At 63.9% G+C, this 18,508-nt stretch carries 15 protein-coding genes and 1 pseudogene; 7 read left to right on the forward strand and 9 right to left on the reverse strand.

Annotation, left to right across the window (positions count from 1 at the left end):
- Positions 1–100: 100 nt before the first annotated feature.
- Positions 101–358: a hypothetical protein gene (locus ABEG21_RS05180; protein WP_347556842.1), complete on the reverse strand. Its 258-nt coding sequence runs from the start codon at positions 356–358 to the stop codon at positions 101–103.
- Here ABEG21_RS05180 and ABEG21_RS05185 point away from each other — a divergent pair.
- The 4 genes from ABEG21_RS05185 to fghA all read left to right on the forward strand — a co-directional run bounded on the left by ABEG21_RS05185 (position 269) and on the right by fghA (position 7,377).
- On the forward strand, positions 269–1,516 hold the full coding sequence (locus ABEG21_RS05185) for an efflux RND transporter periplasmic adaptor subunit (RefSeq protein ID WP_347556185.1): 1,248 nt from the start codon (positions 269–271) through the stop codon (positions 1,514–1,516). The genes ABEG21_RS05180 and ABEG21_RS05185 overlap by 90 nt on opposite strands.
- A 19-nt stretch (positions 1,517–1,535) precedes the next feature.
- A complete protein-coding gene (locus tag ABEG21_RS05190; protein WP_347556186.1) occupies positions 1,536–4,721 on the forward strand; it encodes an efflux RND transporter permease subunit in 3,186 nt (1,061 codons plus the stop codon).
- 100 nt (positions 4,722–4,821) lie between these two features.
- Positions 4,822–6,327, forward strand: coding sequence for an efflux transporter outer membrane subunit (locus tag ABEG21_RS05195; protein ID WP_347556634.1), 1,506 nt, complete (start codon positions 4,822–4,824; stop codon positions 6,325–6,327).
- A 153-nt stretch (positions 6,328–6,480) separates the two neighbouring features.
- Positions 6,481–7,377 (forward strand): S-formylglutathione hydrolase, encoded by an 897-nt coding sequence (fghA, locus tag ABEG21_RS05200; protein WP_347556187.1) that lies wholly within the window; start codon positions 6,481–6,483, stop codon positions 7,375–7,377.
- 147 nt (positions 7,378–7,524) lie between these two features.
- On the opposite strand, the pseudogene ABEG21_RS05205 reads toward fghA, so the two are convergent.
- The 3 genes and pseudogenes from ABEG21_RS05205 to ABEG21_RS05215 form a co-directional block, all read right to left on the reverse strand.
- Positions 7,525–8,295: pseudogene (locus tag ABEG21_RS05205) on the reverse strand (metal ABC transporter permease); the annotation flags it as partial.
- Positions 8,288–9,133: an ABC transporter ATP-binding protein gene (locus ABEG21_RS05210; RefSeq protein ID WP_347556188.1), complete on the reverse strand. Its 846-nt coding sequence runs from the start codon at positions 9,131–9,133 to the stop codon at positions 8,288–8,290. The pseudogene ABEG21_RS05205 and the gene ABEG21_RS05210, both read right to left, overlap by 8 nt.
- Before the next feature lies 1 nt (position 9,134).
- Complete coding sequence (locus tag ABEG21_RS05215) at positions 9,135–10,157, reverse strand: zinc ABC transporter substrate-binding protein (protein ID WP_347556189.1); 1,023 nt, start codon at positions 10,155–10,157, stop codon at positions 9,135–9,137.
- Positions 10,158–10,406: 249 nt separating this feature from the next.
- Between ABEG21_RS05215 and ABEG21_RS05220 the strand changes: the two genes are divergently transcribed.
- Complete coding sequence (locus tag ABEG21_RS05220) at positions 10,407–10,844, forward strand: NUDIX hydrolase (protein ID WP_347556635.1); 438 nt, start codon at positions 10,407–10,409, stop codon at positions 10,842–10,844.
- A 32-nt stretch (positions 10,845–10,876) separates the two neighbouring features.
- Here ABEG21_RS05220 and ABEG21_RS05225 read toward each other — a convergent pair whose 3' ends face one another.
- The gene (locus tag ABEG21_RS05225) at positions 10,877–11,128 is read right to left on the reverse strand and encodes a GlsB/YeaQ/YmgE family stress response membrane protein (RefSeq protein WP_347556190.1); all 252 of its coding nucleotides are present in this window, start codon (positions 11,126–11,128) and stop codon (positions 10,877–10,879) included.
- A gap of 420 nt (positions 11,129–11,548) precedes the next feature.
- Between ABEG21_RS05225 and ABEG21_RS05230 the strand changes: the two genes are divergently transcribed.
- Positions 11,549–12,724, forward strand: a complete 1,176-nt coding sequence (locus ABEG21_RS05230) for a hypothetical protein (RefSeq protein WP_347556191.1) — start codon at positions 11,549–11,551, stop codon at positions 12,722–12,724.
- Positions 12,725–12,784: 60 nt separating this feature from the next.
- Here the strand turns inward: ABEG21_RS05230 and ABEG21_RS05235 are convergent, their stop codons facing one another.
- The 4 genes from ABEG21_RS05235 to ABEG21_RS05250 form a co-directional block, all read right to left on the reverse strand.
- Positions 12,785–14,440, reverse strand: a complete 1,656-nt coding sequence (locus ABEG21_RS05235; RefSeq protein WP_347556192.1) for an iron ABC transporter permease — start codon at positions 14,438–14,440, stop codon at positions 12,785–12,787.
- Between the two features lie 110 nt (positions 14,441–14,550).
- Entirely contained in the window at positions 14,551–15,501 is a 951-nt protein-coding gene (locus tag ABEG21_RS05240; protein WP_347556636.1) for an ABC transporter substrate-binding protein, read from the reverse strand.
- A gap of 37 nt (positions 15,502–15,538) precedes the next feature.
- On the reverse strand, positions 15,539–16,375 hold the full coding sequence (locus ABEG21_RS05245) for an ABC transporter ATP-binding protein (protein WP_347556193.1): 837 nt from the start codon (positions 16,373–16,375) through the stop codon (positions 15,539–15,541).
- Position 16,376: 1 nt separating this feature from the next.
- Positions 16,377–17,570 (reverse strand): porin, encoded by a 1,194-nt coding sequence (locus ABEG21_RS05250; protein ID WP_347556194.1) that lies wholly within the window; start codon positions 17,568–17,570, stop codon positions 16,377–16,379.
- A gap of 545 nt (positions 17,571–18,115) precedes the next feature.
- Here ABEG21_RS05250 and groES point away from each other — a divergent pair.
- On the forward strand, positions 18,116–18,406 hold the full coding sequence (gene groES / locus ABEG21_RS05255) for a co-chaperone GroES (protein ID WP_347556195.1): 291 nt from the start codon (positions 18,116–18,118) through the stop codon (positions 18,404–18,406).
- Positions 18,407–18,508: the final 102 nt, after the last annotated feature.

The raw sequence follows: 18,508 nt of genomic DNA on the forward strand, positions 1-18,508 counted from the left end.
GGACGCCGCCGCGCTTGGCGTTAGCCGGTGCGGAATTGCTTACAAAATCGGGTTTCGCGTCGAAAAAAACCTTGTCAGGAATAGGGTTGTTTTGGCGCGGTCACACCCACGGCGTTGAAAGCCAGTAGTCTCTGACGCGATAGATAGAGTAGGCCGCCGTCTTCACGGTGATAAAACAGCGGTTTTTAAAGAACAATTTTTTGTCAGAGGTCGTTCCATGCGCGTTGATCGGGTCAAGTACCGTCTTATTTGCGCCGCTTCGGGGGCAATGATGCTCACGCTCGCTGCCTGCGGAAAGAAAGACCAACCGGCGGCCGGGCAGCAGCCGCCGACGCAGGTCGGTGTGATGACTGTCCAACCCCAGGCGGTTGCCGTGAACACCGAACTGCCGGGGCGTGCTTCGTCCTTCCTGGTGGCCGAAGTTCATGCACGCGTGGACGGCATCGTTCTGAAGCGTTTCTTCCAGCAGGGTGCCGAGGTCAAGGCCGGCCAGGTCCTGTTCCAAATCGATCCGGCACCGTACGAAGCCACGCTGATGAGCGCCAAGGCGACGTTGGCAAAGGCGCAGGCGACGCTGACATCGGCGCAATCGCAGGCGAATCGTTATAAGACACTTGTTGCTGCAAATGCAGTCAGCAAGCAGTCCTATGACGACGCGGTCGCGACCGCCGGCTCGGCGAAGGCCGATGTCGAAGCGGGCCGCGCCGCCGTGCGCACCGCGGAAATCAATCTGGGCTATTGCACGGTTCGCTCGCCGATCACCGGTCGTATCGGTGCGGCGCTGGTGACCGAGGGCGCCTACGTCCAATCCAGCGCGGCGACGAATATGGCGCTGGTTCAGCAGATCTCGCCGCTGTACGTCGACTTGACGCAGTCGAGCGATCAATTGCTGCGCCTGCGCCGCAATATCGAGACAGGCTCGCTGAAGGACGCCGGCGAAAACGCGGCGAAGGTCAAGGTCGTGCTGTCCGACGGCACGACGCTGCCGGACGAGGGCAAGCTCGAATTTACCGACGTATCGGTCGATCAGAGCACCGGCACGACGACGGTTCGCGCGGTTTTCCCGAATGCGAAACGGGATCTGCTGCCGGGGATGTTCGTCCGCGCGCGCATTCAACAGGCTATCAACGACCACGCTTTCATCGTGCCGATGCAGGGCGTGACGCATGACCAGAAGGGCGCGCCGATCGCGATGGTGGTCGATGCGAACAACAAGGTGCAGGTGCACGCGCTGACGACGTCGCAGGCACTGGGTTCCTCCTGGGTCGTGACGAGCGGCCTGCAAGCCGGTGATCGCGTGATCGTCGAAGGGACGCAGAAGGCCAAGCCGGGCGCGACCGTGCAACCGGTGGATGCGAAGCTGCCGGCCGCCTCGAAGGATCTGGAAGACACCAGCGGTGCGATGGGTGGTAGCGACGGTAAGACCGCCGATGCCGCATCGAGCGCCGTTGTAACGTCGCCGGCCTCGGGCGCTTCGGGTGCCGCCACGGCATCCGGCGCGTCCGCTGCACAGTAAAGACAGGGGCTGACCCAATATGGCAAAGTTTTTTATCGATCGTCCCATCTTTGCATGGGTGATCGCAATCGTGCTGATGATCGCGGGGATTCTCTCGATCACGCGATTGCCTATTTCGCAATATCCGACCATTGCGCCGCCCGCGGTGCAGTTGTCGGTGACCTATCCGGGCGCGTCCGCGCAGACGGTGGAAGACACGGTGACGCAGGTCATCGAGCAGCAGATGAATGGTATCGACCATTTGCTGTACATGGCGTCGACCAGCGACAACTCGGGTAATGCGACCATCACGCTGACGTTCGCGGCGGGTACGAACCCGGACATCGCGCAGGTGCAGGTCCAGAACAAGCTGTCGCTGGCCCAGCCGCTGTTGCCTCAGGAAGTGCAGCAGCAGGGGATCAAGGTCGTGAAGTCCAGCAGCAGCTTCTTGCTGGTGATGGCCTTCGTGTCCGAAGACGGCTCGATGAACAAGACCGACTTGTCGAACTACGTCGCGTCGAACATTCAGGATCCGGTCAGCCGTGTGAACGGTGTCGGCCAGGTGCAGTTGTTCGGTTCGCAGTATTCGATGCGGATCTGGCTGGACCCGAACAAGCTGAACAGCTATGGACTGACGCCGGTCGACGTGAAGACCGCGCTGACCAACCAGAACGTGCAGATCGCGTCCGGTCAGTTGGGCGGTACGCCGTCGGTGCCGGGCCAGCAATTGACCGCTGCCATCACCGAAAACGTCCGCTTGCAGACGCCTGAGCAGTTCCGCAACATCATCCTGAAGACGACGACCACCGGTGCGACGGTCCGTCTGGGCGATGTCTCGACGATCGGCCTCGGTTCGGAAAACTACAACTTCAACACGAAGTATAACGGGCAGCCCACCGCCGGTTTCGGTATCCAGCTCGCAACGGGCGCGAATGCGCTCGATACGGCGCAGGCCGTGCGTGACAAGGTGCAGCAGTTGTCGGCGTACTTCCCGCATGGCATGGTCGTCAAGTATCCGTACGACACCACGCCGTTCGTGAAGCTGTCGATCGAGGAAGTGGTCAAGACGCTGCTGGAAGGTATCGTCCTGGTGTTCCTGGTCATGTACCTGTTCCTGCAGAACATCCGCGCGACGTTGATTCCGACGATCGCCGTGCCGGTGGTGCTGCTGGGTACGTTCGCGATCATGCAGGCCGCCGGCTTCTCGATCAATACGCTGTCGATGTTCGGGATGGTGCTGGCTATCGGCCTGCTCGTCGACGATGCCATCGTCGTGGTGGAAAACGTCGAGCGGGTGATGGCCGAGGAAGGTCTCGGGCCGAAGGAAGCCACGCGCAAGGCGATGGAACAGATCACCGGCGCGCTGGTGGGTGTGGCGATGGTGCTGGCGGCAGTGTTCGTGCCGATGGCATTCTCGTCCGGTTCCGTCGGCGCGATTTATCGGCAGTTCTCGCTGACGATCGTGTCCGCGATGGCGCTGTCGGTTCTGGTCGCGTTGATTCTGACGCCGGCACTGTGCGCGACGTTGCTGAAGCCGGTGGAGAAGGGTCACGAGAAGACGACCGGTTTCTTCGGCTGGTTCAACCGTAACTTCAACAAGAGTCGCGACGGTACGATCGTCGGCGTGAAGCACATCATTCGCCGCTCGGGTTTCTACTTCGTGCTGTACGGTTTGATCTGCGTCCTCGTGGGCTTCATGTTCTGGAAGTTGCCGACGTCCTTCCTCCCCGAGGAAGACCAGGGCACGATGTTCGTCATCATTCAGACGCCGCCGGGCTCGACGCAGGAGCGTACCGAAGGCGTGTTGAAGCAGGTCAACGACTACTTCATGAATGACGAGAAGGACAACGTCGAATCCGTCTTCACCGTCAACGGCTTCAGCTTCGCCGGTCGCGGTCAGAACTCGGGTCTTGCGTTCGTGCGCTTGAAGGACTGGAGCGAACGGAAGAAGGCAAGCCAGACGATTCAGGCCCTGGTCGGTCGCTCGTTCATGCACTTCTCGCAAGTGAAGGACGCGATGATCTTCCCGGTGAACCCGCCGTCGATTCCGGAACTAGGTACCGGCGCGGGCTTCGACTTCGAACTGATCGACCAGGCGGCTTTGGGTCACACGGCGTTGATCGCCGCGCGTAACCAGCTGCTGGGGATGGCGGCGCAGGATCCGATCCTGACGCGCGTGCGCCCGAACGGTCTCGACGATGCGCCGACGTACAAGGTCGACATCGACAAGGACAAGGCCAGCGCATTGGGTCTGTCGCTGTCCGATATCGACCAGACGATGTCGATCGCATGGGCGTCGTCGTACGTCAACGACTTTATCGATCGCGGTCGGGTCAAGAAGGTGTACCTGCAAGGCGCGGCGCCGTTCCGGATGAATCCGGAAGACGTCAACGACTGGTACGTGCGCAACACGGCCGGAACGATGGTGCCGTTCTCGTCGTTCGCGATGGGGCACTGGACGTACGGTCCGCAGAAGTTGGAACGCTATAACGGCGTGTCGTCGGTCGAAATCCAAGGTGAAGCCGCAGCCGGCTATAGCTCGGGTCAGGCCATGGCGGAAATGGCGAAGCTGGCGGCCAAGTTGCCGACCGGTATCGGCTACCAATGGACGGGGCTGTCGTACCAGGAGCAGGCGTCGGGTTCGCAAGCACCGGCACTGTATGCGTTGTCCGTGCTGATCGTGTTCCTGTGCTTGGCCGCACTGTACGAAAGCTGGTCGATCCCGTTCTCGGTGATTCTGGTGGTGCCGCTGGGTATTCTCGGCGCGCTGATCGCGACATCGCTGCGGGGCCTGGAGAGCGACGTGTTCTTCCAGGTGGGCTTGCTGACGACCGTGGGTCTGGCGGCGAAGAACGCGATTCTGATCGTCGAGTTCGCCAAGGATCTGCATGAAGAAGGCATGAGCATCTTCGATGCGGCGGTGGAAGCGGTTCGTCTGCGGGTACGACCGATCGTGATGACGTCGATGGCCTTCATCCTCGGGGTGTTGCCGCTGGCGATCAGTAACGGTGCCGGGTCCGGCAGCCAGCACTCGATCGGTACGGGCGTGATCGGCGGGATGTTGACCGCGATCTTCCTGGCCGTGCCGTTGGTGCCGATGTTCTACGTGGTGATCGCGGGCCGGTTCTCCGAGCACGAGAAGGCGCATCGCGCGGCGGGTACGAGCGGTGGCAATGACGGCAACAACCGCAAGGCCGAGCCGACCGACCGGAAGGATGAACACTGATATGAAGAAACAACAATCGTGGACGGGGCAGTCGGCAGCGGAAGGCCGCACGGCGCGCCATCGCCCGGCATCCGTCGTCTCGGCCGGCGTGCTGGCCGTGATGACGGTGGCGGTACTCGGCGCCTGTACCTTGGCGCCGAAGTATCATCGTCCGGCATCGCCGGTACAGGCGGGCTACCCCACCGGTGGTCCGTATGACACGCAGCCGCCGGCGCAGCAGTCGGCCACGCAGGTTGCGGCCGCGGATCTGGGCTGGAACGAGTTCTTCACGGACCCGCAGCTCAAGCAGCTGATCGGGATGGCGTTGAAGAACAACCGTGACCTGCGGGTCGCGGTGTTGAACGTCGTGGCATCGCGTGAGCAGTACCGCATCGAGCGTGCGGCGCTGTTCCCGACCTTGACGGCGGAAGGCAACGGCACGCGTACCCGCACGCCGGCCGACTTGACGTACACGCGTCAGCCGACGGTGAGCAACACCTATCAGGCGCTGGGTAACGCCCAGTGGGAGCTCGATTTCTTCGGCCGCGTCCGTAGCCTGAGCAATGCCGCGTTGCAGACCTACCTGGCGACGGCGGAAGCCCGCAAGGCAACCGAGATCTCGCTGGTCTCGCAGGTTGCCGTGCAATTCCTGACCGTGCGGGCGTACGACGCGCAGCTGGCGGTCACGCAGAACACGTTGAAGACGGCGGGCGAGTCGTATCGCATCGCGAAGCTGCAATTCGACAACGGCGTGGGCAGCGAGCTGGACCTGAAGCAATCGGAAGGGGTCGTCGATCAGGCGCAGTCGAATCTGCAAGCGCAGATCCGGTCGCGTGCGCAGGCGCTCAATCAGTTGCAACTTCTGGTGGGCGCGCCGTTGCCTGACGATCTGGCGCAACCGTTGCCGCTGGACAAGCAGGGCATCATCGCCGATATCCCGGCCGGCTTGCCGTCGGATCTGCTGATGCGTCGTCCGGACATCGTCGAAGCCGAGAACAAGCTGCTGTCGCAAAACGCCAATATCGGCGCGGCGCGTGCGGAGTTCTTCCCGAAGATCACGCTGACCGGTTCGGCCGGCGCGGCGAGTGCGTCGTTGGGCCAGTTGCTGAAGCCGGGCCAGGCGTACTGGAGCTTCGGACCGTCGATCTCCTTGCCGATCTTCTCCGGTGGCCAGAATCTGGCGAATCTGCATTACACGGAAGCCGAGAAGAACATCGCGGTCGCCAATTACGAGAAGGCGATCCAGACGGCGTTCCAGGAAGTGTCCGATGGTTTGGCGGCGCGTGGGACGTATGATCTGCAGATCGATGCCTTGCAGCGCTATGTCTCCTCGCAGCAGACTTACCTCGATCTGTCGGAGCTGCGCTACAAGAGCGGTACCGACAGCTATCTGAACGTGCTGACGGCGCAAACCAATCTGTACACGGCGCAGCAAACGCTCGTCAGTGCGCAGCAGGCGCGCGATTCGAATCTGGTGCAGTTGTACCAGTACCTCGGCGGCGGCTGGTTGGCCCACACCGGCGACACGCCGCGTGCGCCCGACAGCGATCCGGATTGGGGTGTCGATCAGTACGGCAATCCGCTGAAGCATGCGGACGACAAGGCAGGTCAGACCGCCGCGAAGTAAGAAAGCGTCTGTGCGGCGCCGAGCCGTGGCACGCGGGGGATCGACGGTTTGGTCGCCCCGTGTACACTGATCGGTCCGCGAGCGCGCGCTCAGCCCGTGTCACGCAAGTGGGACGGGCTGTTTTGTTTTGTGCGTCGGAGCAACAAGAGGCCTATGACGATGAAATTGATTTCGGAACACCGCGCCTTCGGCGGTATTCAGCGCTTTTATGAACACTCGTCCGAGACCATCGGCCTGCCGATGCGCTTCTCGGTATTCCTGCCGCCATCGGTCGTCGACCGCCATACGGGCGCGGTTGCCGCAGCCGATGCGACCGTCAAGGTGCCGGCCTTGTTTTATCTCGCCGGCCTGACCTGCACCGAAGAAACGTTCCCGACCAAGGGCGCCGCGCAACAGCACGCCGCGCGGCATGGTCTGGCGCTGATCGCACCGGATACGAGTCCGCGCGGCGCTAATCTGCCCGGCGACAGCGATGCCTGGGATTTCGGTGTCGGCGCCGGCTTTTATCTGGATGCGACCGTCGCGCCGTGGTCGGCGCACTATCGGATGTATTCCTATATCGTCGACGAACTGACCGCCTTGGTCGCCGCGCAGCTGCCGGTGGATGGCGCGCGTTTCGGGATCTTCGGCCATTCGATGGGTGGCCATGGCGCGCTGGTGCTGGGGCTGCGTCATCCGGCGCTTTTCCGGACGATTTCCGCTTTTGCGCCGATCGCCTCGCCCAGTCAATGTGCGTGGGGGCAGAAAGCCTTCACCGGCTATCTGGGGGCGGATCGAAGCACCTGGGCGGCATACGACGCGACCGCTTTGATCGAGCAGGGCAAACGCAGTGCGAACGGCACGCCGATCCTGATCGATCAAGGACTCGCCGATAAGTTTCTCGCCGATGGGCAGTTGCAACCGGAGCGCTTCGAAGCCGCGTGCCGGCTTGCCGGTCAGGCTCTGACCGTGCGTCGGCAGCCGGGCTATGACCACGGCTATTACTTCATCTCATCGTATATCGCCGATCACATCGATCATCACGCGGCCTTGCTGAAGGCCGTGATCTAATCGGCGCGTAAGCCGACCGTCGATGTGAAAAGGCCCTGGAACGTCAGGGCCCGATGTGGCTCAGTGATGATGCGCATGATCATGCCCGTGCCCGTCGTTGGTCGCGGGCCCTTCGGGGGCGGCGCGGGTGCTACGCGCCTTGGCGATCAGCACGCTGATCAAATACATCGCGCCGCTGACGGCGGTGATCCAGAAGCTGGTCGGCCAATCGGTGTAGAAGGCCAGCGTGATGCCGGCCCAGGCGCTGATCAGCGCCAGCACCGTGGCCAGCACGATACCGCGTCCCAGCCGGGGCGTCAGCAATTGCGCGGCAGCGGCCGGGCTGACCATCAGCGTAAAAATCAACAGCACGCCGACGATCTGCGTCGCCAGCGCGGTGGCCAGTGCGACGATGCCGAGGAACAGCATCGACATGCCGCGCAGCGAGATGCCTTTTGCTTCCGCCAGTTCCGGCTGCAGCGTCGCGAAAATCAGGCGACGCGAAATCAGCGCCAGCGCCAGCAGTGTCACGATGCCGAGCAGCGCCAGCGCCATCAGCGTGCGATCGTCGACGCCGAGCACGTTGCCGAACAGCAGCGCCGTGACCTGACCCGCATACGACGTGAAAAACCGCATGAAAAGCATGCCGGTGCCGAGCGATAGCGCGAGGATCGTGCCGATGGCCACGTCGCGGCCCGACAGTTTCTCGCCCAAGGCGCCCATGCCGAGACCGGCGAGCAAGGTAAAGCCGACGATGCCGGTCAGTGGCGACAAGCCGAGCAGCACCGCGCCGGTGGCGCCGGTAAAGCCGACGTGCGCCAGCGCATGGCCGGCGAAGGTCTGGCCGCGCAGAACGAGGAAGTAGCCGACGACGCCCGCCACCACCGCGACGATCCCGGCCGCCGCGAAGGCGTGGCGCATGAAATCGAACTCAAGCATGGTGGTGCGCGTCCTTTTCCATCAATTGACTGCCCGACATCACGAAAATGCGGCCCTGGATGCGCATGACATCGATCGGCGCACCGTAGAGGCGGCTGAGAATCGGTGCCGTGATGACATCGTCGACGGTGCCGAGCGCGGCGGCGCCGCTGCCCAGATACAGCACGCGATCGATCGCGCCGAGCAGCGGGTTCAGTTCGTGTGCGGTGAATAGCGTCGTGATGCCGAGCGTGCGGGTGACGTCGGTCACCAGATCGACCACTGATTGTTGCCGATGCGGATCGAGGCTGATCAGCGGTTCGTCCAGCAGCAGGATCCGCGGCTTGCCGATCAGGCATTGCGCGAGCAGCAGGCGCTGGCGCTCCCCGCCCGACATATCGCCGATCGCCCGATCCGCGAGCTTGCGCGCGCCGACGATATCGAGCGCATCGTCGACGGCCTGGCGCTGTGCTTCCGCGCGCGCGCCACGTCCGAAGCGGGCCGCCAGCGACGGCCAGCCCCACCGTTGACCGTCGACGACACAGGCGACGAAATCGCGCCCGGAGATGCGTTGCGCCGCCTGCATCGCTCGTACTTGCGGCATATAGCCGATGCGCGACAGGCCGGCCGCGACCGGCGCGCCGAACAGGGAAATGCTGCCGGCGGTGGCGGGCACCAGGCCCAGCAGCGCGCGCATCAGCGTGGTCTTGCCGGCGCCGTTCGGGCCTAGGACGCCGATGAATTCGCCCGGCTCGATCGATAGGGAGACGTCGTCTAGGACGCGCCTGCCCGCGAGCGTAATGCTGAGGTGATCGATACCGATCGCCGGCGCGCCGGCGTTTTCTGATGCTGCTTGCATATTACGGCGCGTGTTTCAGCGCATTGTCCAAGGCGTTCAATTGATTCAACATCCATTGTGGATAGCTGACTCCAGGCGGTTCGGTCTCCGTGACCGGCACCACCGGCACGCCCGCCTGCTTCGCCACTTGCTGCAAGCGGCGACTCATTTGGTCGGACGTTTGCGCATTGTAGATCAACACCTTGGTTTCCTTGGCTTTCAGGCCCTGTTCGAAACGCGCCACATCGCTGGCGGCGGGCTCGGTCTCGTTCATCACGGCGAGCTGGAAGCGCTGATTCTGCATGTCGAGGCCGACCGCCTGCGCCATATAGCCGAATACCGGCTCGGTGGCGCTGACCTTGATGCCGGCGTAACGCGCACGCATCGCCGCGACTTGCGTGACGATGGCTTGTTGCGCGTCGAGCGTCTGCTGCAGGCGTTGACGGTACTCCGGCGCATGGGCCGGGTCATGCGCCTGCAGATAGGCGCTGATCGCCTTGGCCAGCGCCGGCATCGTCGCCGGATCGTACCAAAGATGGGGGTTGTCGCCTTCGTGCTTGCCCAATACGTCGGCGGCGACGATCTGCTGGCGCGCGCCGCGCGGCGATGCCGACAGCAGCTTCAGCATCCAGGGGTCGTAATCGATGCCGTTATAGACGACGAGATCGGCGGCGGACAGCGCGCGCGCGACCGACGGGCTGGCCTCGAAGCTATGCGGGTCCTGATTGGGATTCGACAGAATGCTGTCCACGCGAACATGGCTGCCGCCAAGCGCGCGTACCAGATTGCCGTAGAAATTCTCGGCGGCGACCACGCGTAACGGCGCAGCGGGTGCAGCGGTCGGAGCGGTGGCGGCCGTCGATGCAGCAGCTGTCGGCGCGGCAAAGGCGGCGGGCGCCGATACCAAGGCGGCGACGCCGAGGCCGACGGCAACGCTCACGCGGCGCATCAGCCGCGTGCTTGCGTCAAGGGGCGTGGGGCGGCGTTGCGAGGAGACGGACGGTAACGAAGCGGCGACGGCAAAGCGAGGACGATTGACGGGCATGGTATCGAGGATGGGCTGGAGCGACGAATGTAATAATATATCATAACCTTCAAGTGCGTCTACAGATCGGCTGAGACAGGCTGTAATCGACGCATTGCGCATCACAGCGCGTTGTTGCGTAGACTCTGCGATGGAGCCCACGGAAATACCGGGCTCGCGGGTAGCGCGTCCGCGCCGCGGGCCGCGGCTGCAGCGGGTGCGAAGGGTGCGGGGATCGGGCGAAGCGAAGGAGGCGGAGTGGGGAAGACGATGTCGGCGGGCGTGCTGTTATTGAACGAGCGCGCGGAAATCCTTTTATGCCACGCCACGGAAACCGACCATTGGGATATCCCCAAAGGGATGGCGGACCCCGGTGAGCTGCCGCGCGATGCGGCGCTGCGCGAGCTGTGGGAGGAAACGGGGCTCGTGCTCGCCGGTGCGGGACTCAGTGATCTGGGCGTCTATGCCTATCGGAGCGACAAATCGTTGCATCTGTTCGCGCAACGCGTCGCCAGCGAGGACATCGATATTGGTGCGTGTATTTGCACGTCGCTCTTCCCGAGCCGAAGGAACGGCCGCATGATTCCGGAAATGGACGAATTCGCGTGGATTGCGCTGGACGCGGTGCCGCGGTACACGGGGCGCAACATGGCGCGGGTCCTGCGCGACGACGTCAAGCTGCGCGATCTATACCGGCGACTGGCCTGAGTGGCAGCCCTCGGACGGGGCTGCCGGAGGCATTATGTGCGACGGCGCACGATGCCGTAGAGGACGAGCAGAACGATCGCGCCGATGATCGATGCGATCCAGCCGGCACCCTGGCCCGGTGCATACCAGTGCAGCGCGCGCCCGACATAGCCGGCGACGACGGAGCCGGCGATACCGAGGACGATCGTCCATAAGAGGCCCATCTTATCGTCGCCCGGCTTCAACGCGCGGGCAAGCAGCCCGACGATCAGGCCGACGACCACGGTTCCGATAAAAGAAAACATGACGGCGCCACTCCTTTCCATATAAGGGATCGCTCTATCTTGCCATAAGCAACCATTTGCGGTGGACGCGGTGCGTGTCGCCGCGCCGAAACATCGCGCAGCGTTACGCAAACGGTCGGGCGGTCGCGCCGACCACCCCGCGTACCGGCTAGGCGAAATCCCATTCAGCTTACGAACTTTCGTAGCGCTGCCGACCGCGCGTTCTGCATAAAATAGGGGCTTGTCAGTGCTAAGGATGACGAAGCAGTAAAGCCGTGCGGGCACGTTTTCCGGTCCTGCGTCGCGGTGCGCCAGGCGGCGACGCGCTGTCCGTCGCCGATGGCGCTGCGTCATTTTTACGCGCTACGTCCGGTGCAGGTTGTCGATGCACCATCCCGCGCGTCCGAGCGCGCGCATACATCGATCAAGGAGGCGCACCGCATGCCGATGGTGACGATTTTGTTTGGCGGGCGTTCCGTGGAATGGCGGGCATCGTGCCAAGGGTATGACCATCTTCGCGAAACGTTACGCGACGGGGCGCCCGACGATATCGTCGTGAAGGCGGTCGTTCTGATCGCGCCGGACGGTACGATCAGGATCGACAAGCCGGCGTCGCATGACAGCTTGCCGGTCGCGGCGCATCTGTTGCGGAACGGCCGCGCGATCAGTGCGGTCGAATGCATGACGGCGTTGATGGATGGGGGCGGGATCGTGTTCTCGTTGATGCAGGCGCAGGATGGCGAAGACGGGACGTTTCACGGTCTGGCGCGGTTTTTCGATTTTCCGGATAACCGCAGTTCGACGCTGACGGCGGCGCTCGCCTTCGACCTGTATGCGCAGGCGGCCGTGGTGCAGCAGATCGCCGGTGACCTGCTGATGCCGGTGCCGACGATCCTTGCCAATATCGCCGAGCCCGACGAGGCGTATCAGGCGGCGCGGCAACGGTTTGGTGCGACGCCCGTCGTATTGCGGCCGAATGCGGCCGGTGCCGGGTTTCAGGTGCGGGCGCTGCCCTTCGTCACGCCCGACGAGATCGCCCGCTTCGCCGCCGAGATCTCGCCGTACGACGATCATTTCCTCGTTCAGCAGTGCGTCGGGGGGCTGCCCTTATCGGTTGGCGTCCTGTTTCGCGATGGCAAATGGACGGTATTGCCGATATGCGCCGGCTTGGGCGTCAGCCACAGCGAGGGCGTCACGATGGGCGCGCGCGGCCGGCGTGGGGCGCAGGTGAAGCAGGCAATGATGACGCAGCGTACCGGTGGCGCGCCCGCTGCGGCCGGCCCCGACGACGGCATCGCGCTACCGACGCAGTTGCCGCTGTCCGACGCGGTGCTGGCGCGGGTCGACGAGGCGGCGCGCCGCCTCGCGCGGACATTTCGCGACGAAAGCTATTACCAGATCGATATGATCGCCACTGCATGGGGCGATGTGTATTTCTCGGCGATCTCGACGCGTCCCTCGTTGCGACGCGATGGTCCGTTCGCCTGGATGTTGCAGGCGGCAAGGATGACGCCGATCGATCTGATTCGTATCGAGCATCGCAACTACGCCGCATCGCAGGCGTTCCGACGCCAGCGCGTGGCGCGGATCGCCGAATGGGTTGCCGTGCACGGCTGAAGCAGGCGCGGCGGTAGCCGCGTCCCCCCGTCATGATGTCAGCGCGCTGCTCGCAGCGTCTCACGGCGCGCGCGACGACGTCAGACGGGATGCGATGCCGAGCAGCGTCGCGGAGACCAGAATCGACACCAGTCCCATTGCCATGCCATCGCCGATGGAGCCTTGTTCGAACTGACGCCAGACAAAGATCGAGACCGTCTGCAGGCCGCTAGGGGCGAGCAACAGCGATGTCACCAGCTCGCGCGAAGCGGTGGCAAAAACGATCATCGATGCCGCGACCAGGGACGGCGCCACCAGCGGCAAGGTGATCCGCCATGCCGTGCGGGCGGCGGAGGCGCCGTGCACGCGCGCGGCGGCTTCCAATGACGCGCCGGATTGCCGCAACGCCATGCCTGCATAGCGGACCGGATAGGGCAGCATCAGACAGCTATACGACAGCAATAGGATGCACCACGTGCCATAGGGCGTGACCGGCCAGAACCGTTGATTCCAGGCGAGGATCAGTCCGACGGCCACGACGACGCCGGGCAACGCGTGCGGCAGCAAGCTCAGCGCGTCCAATGCAGCGCGACCGCGCAGCGTCGAACGCACCGCATACCACGCGCACGCCAGGCCCAGGGCCGCCGTCAACACGGCGGTGGCGGCCGCCAGTCCGGCGCTGGTGGCGATCGCGCTCAGCCCATCTTCGCCTTGCGAAAACAAAATGGTGAAATGCGCCGGCGTCAGGTTCGAGAGATGCAGACCGCCGGACAGCGTATGCGACAGCGCCGTGGCCAGAATCGCGCCGAGCGGGGCCCCCGTGGCGCACAGTGCAAACAGGCCGAATAGCAGCGTCACCGGCCAGCGCCAGACGCCGAGGGCGCGTGCCGCTACCGCCGCCGGCTTGCCGTTTTCCACCGAGACATCGCGACCGGACAGCGTACGTTGCTGCAGGGCGAACGCGCCGATCGCCAGTCCGGCCAGCAGCATCGAGAGGATCGATGCGCCGGGCAAGTCGATGGGCCAATCCGAGAAGCGCGACTCGATGGCGGTCACCAACACGGTGACGCCGGCGCGTGCCCCCAGTGCTGCCGGTGCGCCGAATTCCTCCACCGACATCGTAAAGGCCAGCAGTGCGCTGGCGGCGATCGCTGGGACGGCGAGCGGCAGCGTCACGCGTGCGAATGCGCGCCACGGTGAGGCACCATGGACGCGCGCGACGTCGGCCAGACGTCCGCCGATCTGCGCGAAGGCGCGCGAGACCGCGAAATAGACCACGGGGAACGTGGTCATCGTCATGACGAAGACAATGCCGGTAAACGAGAACAAGGCGTTGCCGGGATGGAGGCCCGTCAGCTGCTGCAGATAGCCGGCCGGTTGCAACAGCAGCATCCAGCTGAGTGCCGCGAGATAGGGCGGAATCAAGAAGGGGATCAGGAAGAGCACGTCCCAGACGCGTGCGAACGGCAAGGCGAACAGGCCGCGCACCGCACCCAGCGCGGTCCCGATGAGCGTTGCGGCGCACGCCACCGCAATGCCGAGCCGCACCGTATTACCTAGCAGGGTCCAGGTTTGTCGTGCACCGAGCGTCGCCGGCAGCGCGGCAAATGGCTGCGTGAAGCGGCCATCGGCGAGCGCCGGGAAGATCGCCTGCAAAACGATGAAGACAATCGGCAGCGCTACCACGATCGACAAGATCAGCCACAGCAGCGCGGGCGCGATAGATGCCAGACGCACGCCGCGCTGCGGTGATGCGTCGTGCCGTGGGGACCGTCGTGCGCCGACGGGATGGTCGGGATGTGGCCGGTTGTCGGTGTCGCGCCGACCTTGCGCGTCGACGATGTGACTCACGGCTGTGCAAACAGCGTCTTGAATCGCGCCAGCACGTCGGCGCGATTGTCATGCCCGGTCGCGCCGTCTTGCGGCAGCAGGCGCAGATCGTTGAACGATGCGCGCTTCAGCGCGATGTCGGTGCGTGCCGGGATTAGCCACGCTTCGCCGACCGCCTGTTGACCTTCCTTCGACAGCACATAGTCGATGAAGGCGCGCGCTTCCGCTTGATGCGCGGATGTTTTCAGCACCATCATCGGACGCGGGGCGATCACGGTGCCGCTGGACGGAAAGATCACCTTGATCGATTCGCCTTGTGCCGCCGCGGCGTAGGCAACGTAATCCACGGCGCCGAATACTGCCGCTTTCGCGCCTTGCAGCACCGGATTCAATGCTTGCGCATTCGGGCCGGATATCTGCATGCCGTTCTGCTTCAACGCGTCGAACAATTGCCAGGCCTGTGTGCCGAGGCGCGCTTGCAGACCCAGCAACAGGTCCGCCGATGCACCCGACAGCGCCGGGTCCGGCATCGTGACCTTGTCACGGAAGGCGGGCAGCGTCAGGTCATGCCAATCGGTCGGCTCCGGTGTCTTGCTCTGGCTGTTCCACACGATGCCAAGCGCCGAGATGCCTTGCGCGACGTAGTGCGGCGCCTTGAACGGCGCGGGAACGGCGTCGGCTTCATGGCTGCCGGCCGTCTGCCACGGCGCGAGCCAGCCACGCGCATCGAGGTCGTGCGCCGCATCCCACGACGCCGAAATCAGCACGTCCGCGCGCGGATTCGCCTGCTCGGCCTCCAGGCGCGCCATGACCTTGCCGGTGGTGGCCTGGAACAGATCGACTTTGATGCCGGTCTTCTTTTCGAAGCCCGCGGCGAGCTTACGGCTCAGCGTGCCTGGACCGGCCGTATAAACAGTAATGGCGTGCGTATCGGCATGCGCCGGCGCGGCGGGAGAGACGAGCAACATGGTCAGAAAAGGGAGGAAAGCGTGTCTGGCGAACAGTTTAACCAGCGCGTCGGGGATCGTCATGATGAAAAGCTTCAATGAGGTGAGCGGGGCGCACGGACGCTACGCGGCCGTGGGCGAGCGTGGCGATGTGAGACGCCAGGGCATGCGCTTCTTCGGGATCGTGGGTGACATAGACGGCGGTGGTGCCGAGACGCCGCAGCATCGCGCCGATGTCTTCGCAGAGACGGACACGCAGATCGCGGTCGAGGTTCGACAGCGGTTCATCGAACAGCAACACGTCCGGTGCCGCGACGATGGCCCGCGCCAACGCGACGCGCTGCTGCTGTCCGCCGGACAGCGCTTGCGGTCGACGCTCCGCCAGATGCGCGAGGCCGACCATCGTCAATGCGTCATGGACGCGATCGCGTCGCTCCGCGCGCGATACACCACGCATTTCCAAGGGGAAAGACACGTTGCCGGCCACGGTCATGTGCGGCCATAGGGCGTAGTCCTGGAACACCATGCCGAGCGAGCGCCCCTCGGGCGGCACCCAGACATTCGGCGGAAAGTCCGCCGCGTCCGACGGCGTCTGTGCGGGCGAGCGCACCGCGCCGCTGGCGACATAGCGCGTACCGAAGCGAATGGCGCCGCAGGAGGGCTGCAGCAGCCCGGCCAGCAACTTGAGCAAGGTGCTCTTGCCGCAGCCGGAGGGGCCGAGCAGGGCCATCGTCGTGCCGGCCGGCACAGTCAGTGTCAGCGCGTCCAACACCCATGCCGCATCGTCGGACACGGGCATCGGCACGAACGCATGGCTCAACCGATCGATGTGGATCGCGATGCCCGCGTCGCGCGGGCGCGTATCGAGGACATCGGAGGCGTCGTCGGCCGCCATATTAGAAGCGATGCCGGATGCCGACCATCGTGCCGAACTGATTGCTGCCGGCCACGACGTCGGTGCCGAAGCCATTCAGACCGAGGTTCGAGCCATGGCGATTCAGGACATAGCCGACGTTGACATAGACATCGGTGCGCTTCGACAGAAAGTAGTCGCTGCTGATCTGGAAGGACCACGGATCGCGGTTCGTATCCTTGAAGTCCTGATACATCGCGGTGGCCGACAGCCACAATGAAGGCGTGTATTTGTACGTCGCGCCGAGCCAGTAGAAGTTCGAGATCTCGGTGGCTTCCGTCGTCAGCGTCGTCAAATGCGTGGCGCGCCCGTCCCGATAGCGCCAGCCGCCGGAGACGTCGACCTTGGCGAACTTGTACTTGGCCGCCAGCGCGACGCTACGGTTCACATTGCCTTCATAGCCACCGACTTTCGCCGTGCTGGCGGCGTTGAGCGCTGTCGAGCCGCCGTTCTTCTGGTCATAGGCCAGCACGGCGCTGAACGGGCCGCCACGGTATTCGACGCCCCCTTCGATCACTTGCGCACGCCGGTTGTCGCCGGCCGTGGACGTGCCGAAGCTCACATCGTCATAGCCCTTGGAATACTGGGCCAATACATGGAAGGGGCCGAAGGCGTTCTCGTAACGCGCCGTGTTGTCGAGCCGGTCCGAGAAGACCGGATCTTGCATCTTGACCGCGTAGACGGCATTGCCGAGCGGGTTGTACTTGCTGACCCAGTCGAGGAAGATCCCGCCCTGGCGTCCCAAGGTGAAGCGACCGTAGGTCTTGTTCGACAGGCCCATATACGCCAGACGACCGAACTCGCGGCTGCCTTGCAGGGATTTGCCGCTGGTGATGTCGAAGCCGTTTTCCAACAGGAACAGGGCCTGCGTGCCGCCGCCCAGATCTTCATTGCCTTTCAGGCCCCAGCGCGAGCCGGACATATTGCCGGAGGTGGCACGAACGACGTTGTCCTTGCTGCCTGACGCCTCGCGTGCTGCCGAGGTCAGGAATTCGGCGCCGGAGTCGATCAGGCCGTACAAGGTCACGTTGGACGCTGCATGGGCGTGCGGGGCTGCAAGGACGGCAAGGGGAAGGAGGGCGGCGAGGGCACGGCGAACCGCACGGGCGGACGGCGTTGCGCGAAAGCGCGGGACAAACGATGCTGCCGAAGCGGCGATCATGGACGCGTTGGACACAGGGGTGCCCTCCACGCAAAGCGGGAAGTTCTTCATTTCAGGTCAGGTCCTCTATGGGATTCGATTGAGCCTGCAATGTAATAAATCGAAATGACTGGGGCGTGACAGTGTGTGAGACGGCTGAAGGGAGGCAAGGCGGGGATGGGAATAGGTCCTCTCCCTCCTTCTCGCGTATTTATAGGCTCCCGGTTCGCGATACACGCGTCTTGGCTTGCCCCGCGACCCGGTCCTACGGCCGTCCGGTCAGGTTTTCCCGGAAATTGCATCTGCGCCTTGAAATTGCCATAGGTCGCCCCTATACTTAGCACTCGTTGGCGGAGAGTGCTAACAGCCTTCCCAGAAGACGCCGGGAAAGGCCTGAAAGGGCCATCTGGCGGGGGTTTCGGGCTGTCAGTACCACGTCGGGCCGCGGAAACGCGGCTTTCGTCCCGCCACAGCTGCCTGTCTCAGGTGGCGCGGAGTCAACCGGGCGCCGATGCAGAAGCATCGCGCCACGCGCGATTTACCTCGTGGTCATGTCCTGTTTTGAATTGAAAGGAGTGTGTATGAACCTGCGTCCCTTGCACGATCGCATCATCGTCAAGCGTCTCGACCAAGAAACCAAGACGGCTTCGGGTATCGTTCTGCCGGATTCGGCAGCTGAAAAGCCGGACCAAGGTGAAGTGCTGGCCATCGGTGATGGCAAGCGTGATGACAAGGGCGGCCGTGTGGCCCTCGACGTCAAGGTTGGCGATCGCGTGTTGTTCGGCAAGTACGCTGGCCAGACCGTCAAGGTCGATGGTCAGGAACTGCTGGTGATGCGTGAAGAAGACATCATGGCGGTCGTGAACAAGTAATAGGCGCGTCGCGCATTCCCTGTGTTGGCCGGCCACGCTTCAGTGCGCGGCGCCGAACGGGAATGCGCCGCACCGGTACGGATGCGCGAGTTGCGCGCAGCG

It is taken from the genome of Robbsia sp. KACC 23696 (genome assembly GCF_039852015.1).
In the GTDB taxonomy this organism is placed as follows: Bacteria; Pseudomonadota; Gammaproteobacteria; order Burkholderiales; family Burkholderiaceae; genus Robbsia.

Bases quoted from the DNA above. Each gene is read 5' to 3' on its own strand.
- ABEG21_RS05185 (WP_347556185.1), top strand. From the start codon at position 269: ATGATGCTCACGCTCGCTGCCTGCGGAAAGAAAGACCAACCGGCGGCC.
- ABEG21_RS05195 (WP_347556634.1), top strand. From the start codon at position 4,822: ATGACGGTGGCGGTACTCGGCGCCTGTACCTTGGCGCCGAAGTATCAT.
- ABEG21_RS05245 (WP_347556193.1), bottom strand. From the start codon at position 16,375: ATGGCGGCCGACGACGCCTCCGATGTCCTCGATACGCGCCCGCGCGAC.
- groES (WP_347556195.1), top strand. From the start codon at position 18,116: ATGAACCTGCGTCCCTTGCACGATCGCATCATCGTCAAGCGTCTCGAC.
- ABEG21_RS05240 (WP_347556636.1), bottom strand. From the start codon at position 15,501: ATGTTGCTCGTCTCTCCCGCCGCGCCGGCGCATGCCGATACGCACGCC.
- ABEG21_RS05210 (WP_347556188.1), bottom strand. From the start codon at position 9,133: ATGCAAGCAGCATCAGAAAACGCCGGCGCGCCGGCGATCGGTATCGAT.
- fghA (WP_347556187.1), top strand. From the start codon at position 6,481: ATGACGATGAAATTGATTTCGGAACACCGCGCCTTCGGCGGTATTCAG.
- ABEG21_RS05225 (WP_347556190.1), bottom strand. From the start codon at position 11,128: ATGTTTTCTTTTATCGGAACCGTGGTCGTCGGCCTGATCGTCGGGCTG.
- ABEG21_RS05190 (WP_347556186.1), top strand. From the start codon at position 1,536: ATGGCAAAGTTTTTTATCGATCGTCCCATCTTTGCATGGGTGATCGCA.
- ABEG21_RS05215 (WP_347556189.1), bottom strand. From the start codon at position 10,157: ATGCCCGTCAATCGTCCTCGCTTTGCCGTCGCCGCTTCGTTACCGTCC.
- ABEG21_RS05230 (WP_347556191.1), top strand. From the start codon at position 11,549: ATGCCGATGGTGACGATTTTGTTTGGCGGGCGTTCCGTGGAATGGCGG.
- ABEG21_RS05220 (WP_347556635.1), top strand. From the start codon at position 10,407: ATGTCGGCGGGCGTGCTGTTATTGAACGAGCGCGCGGAAATCCTTTTA.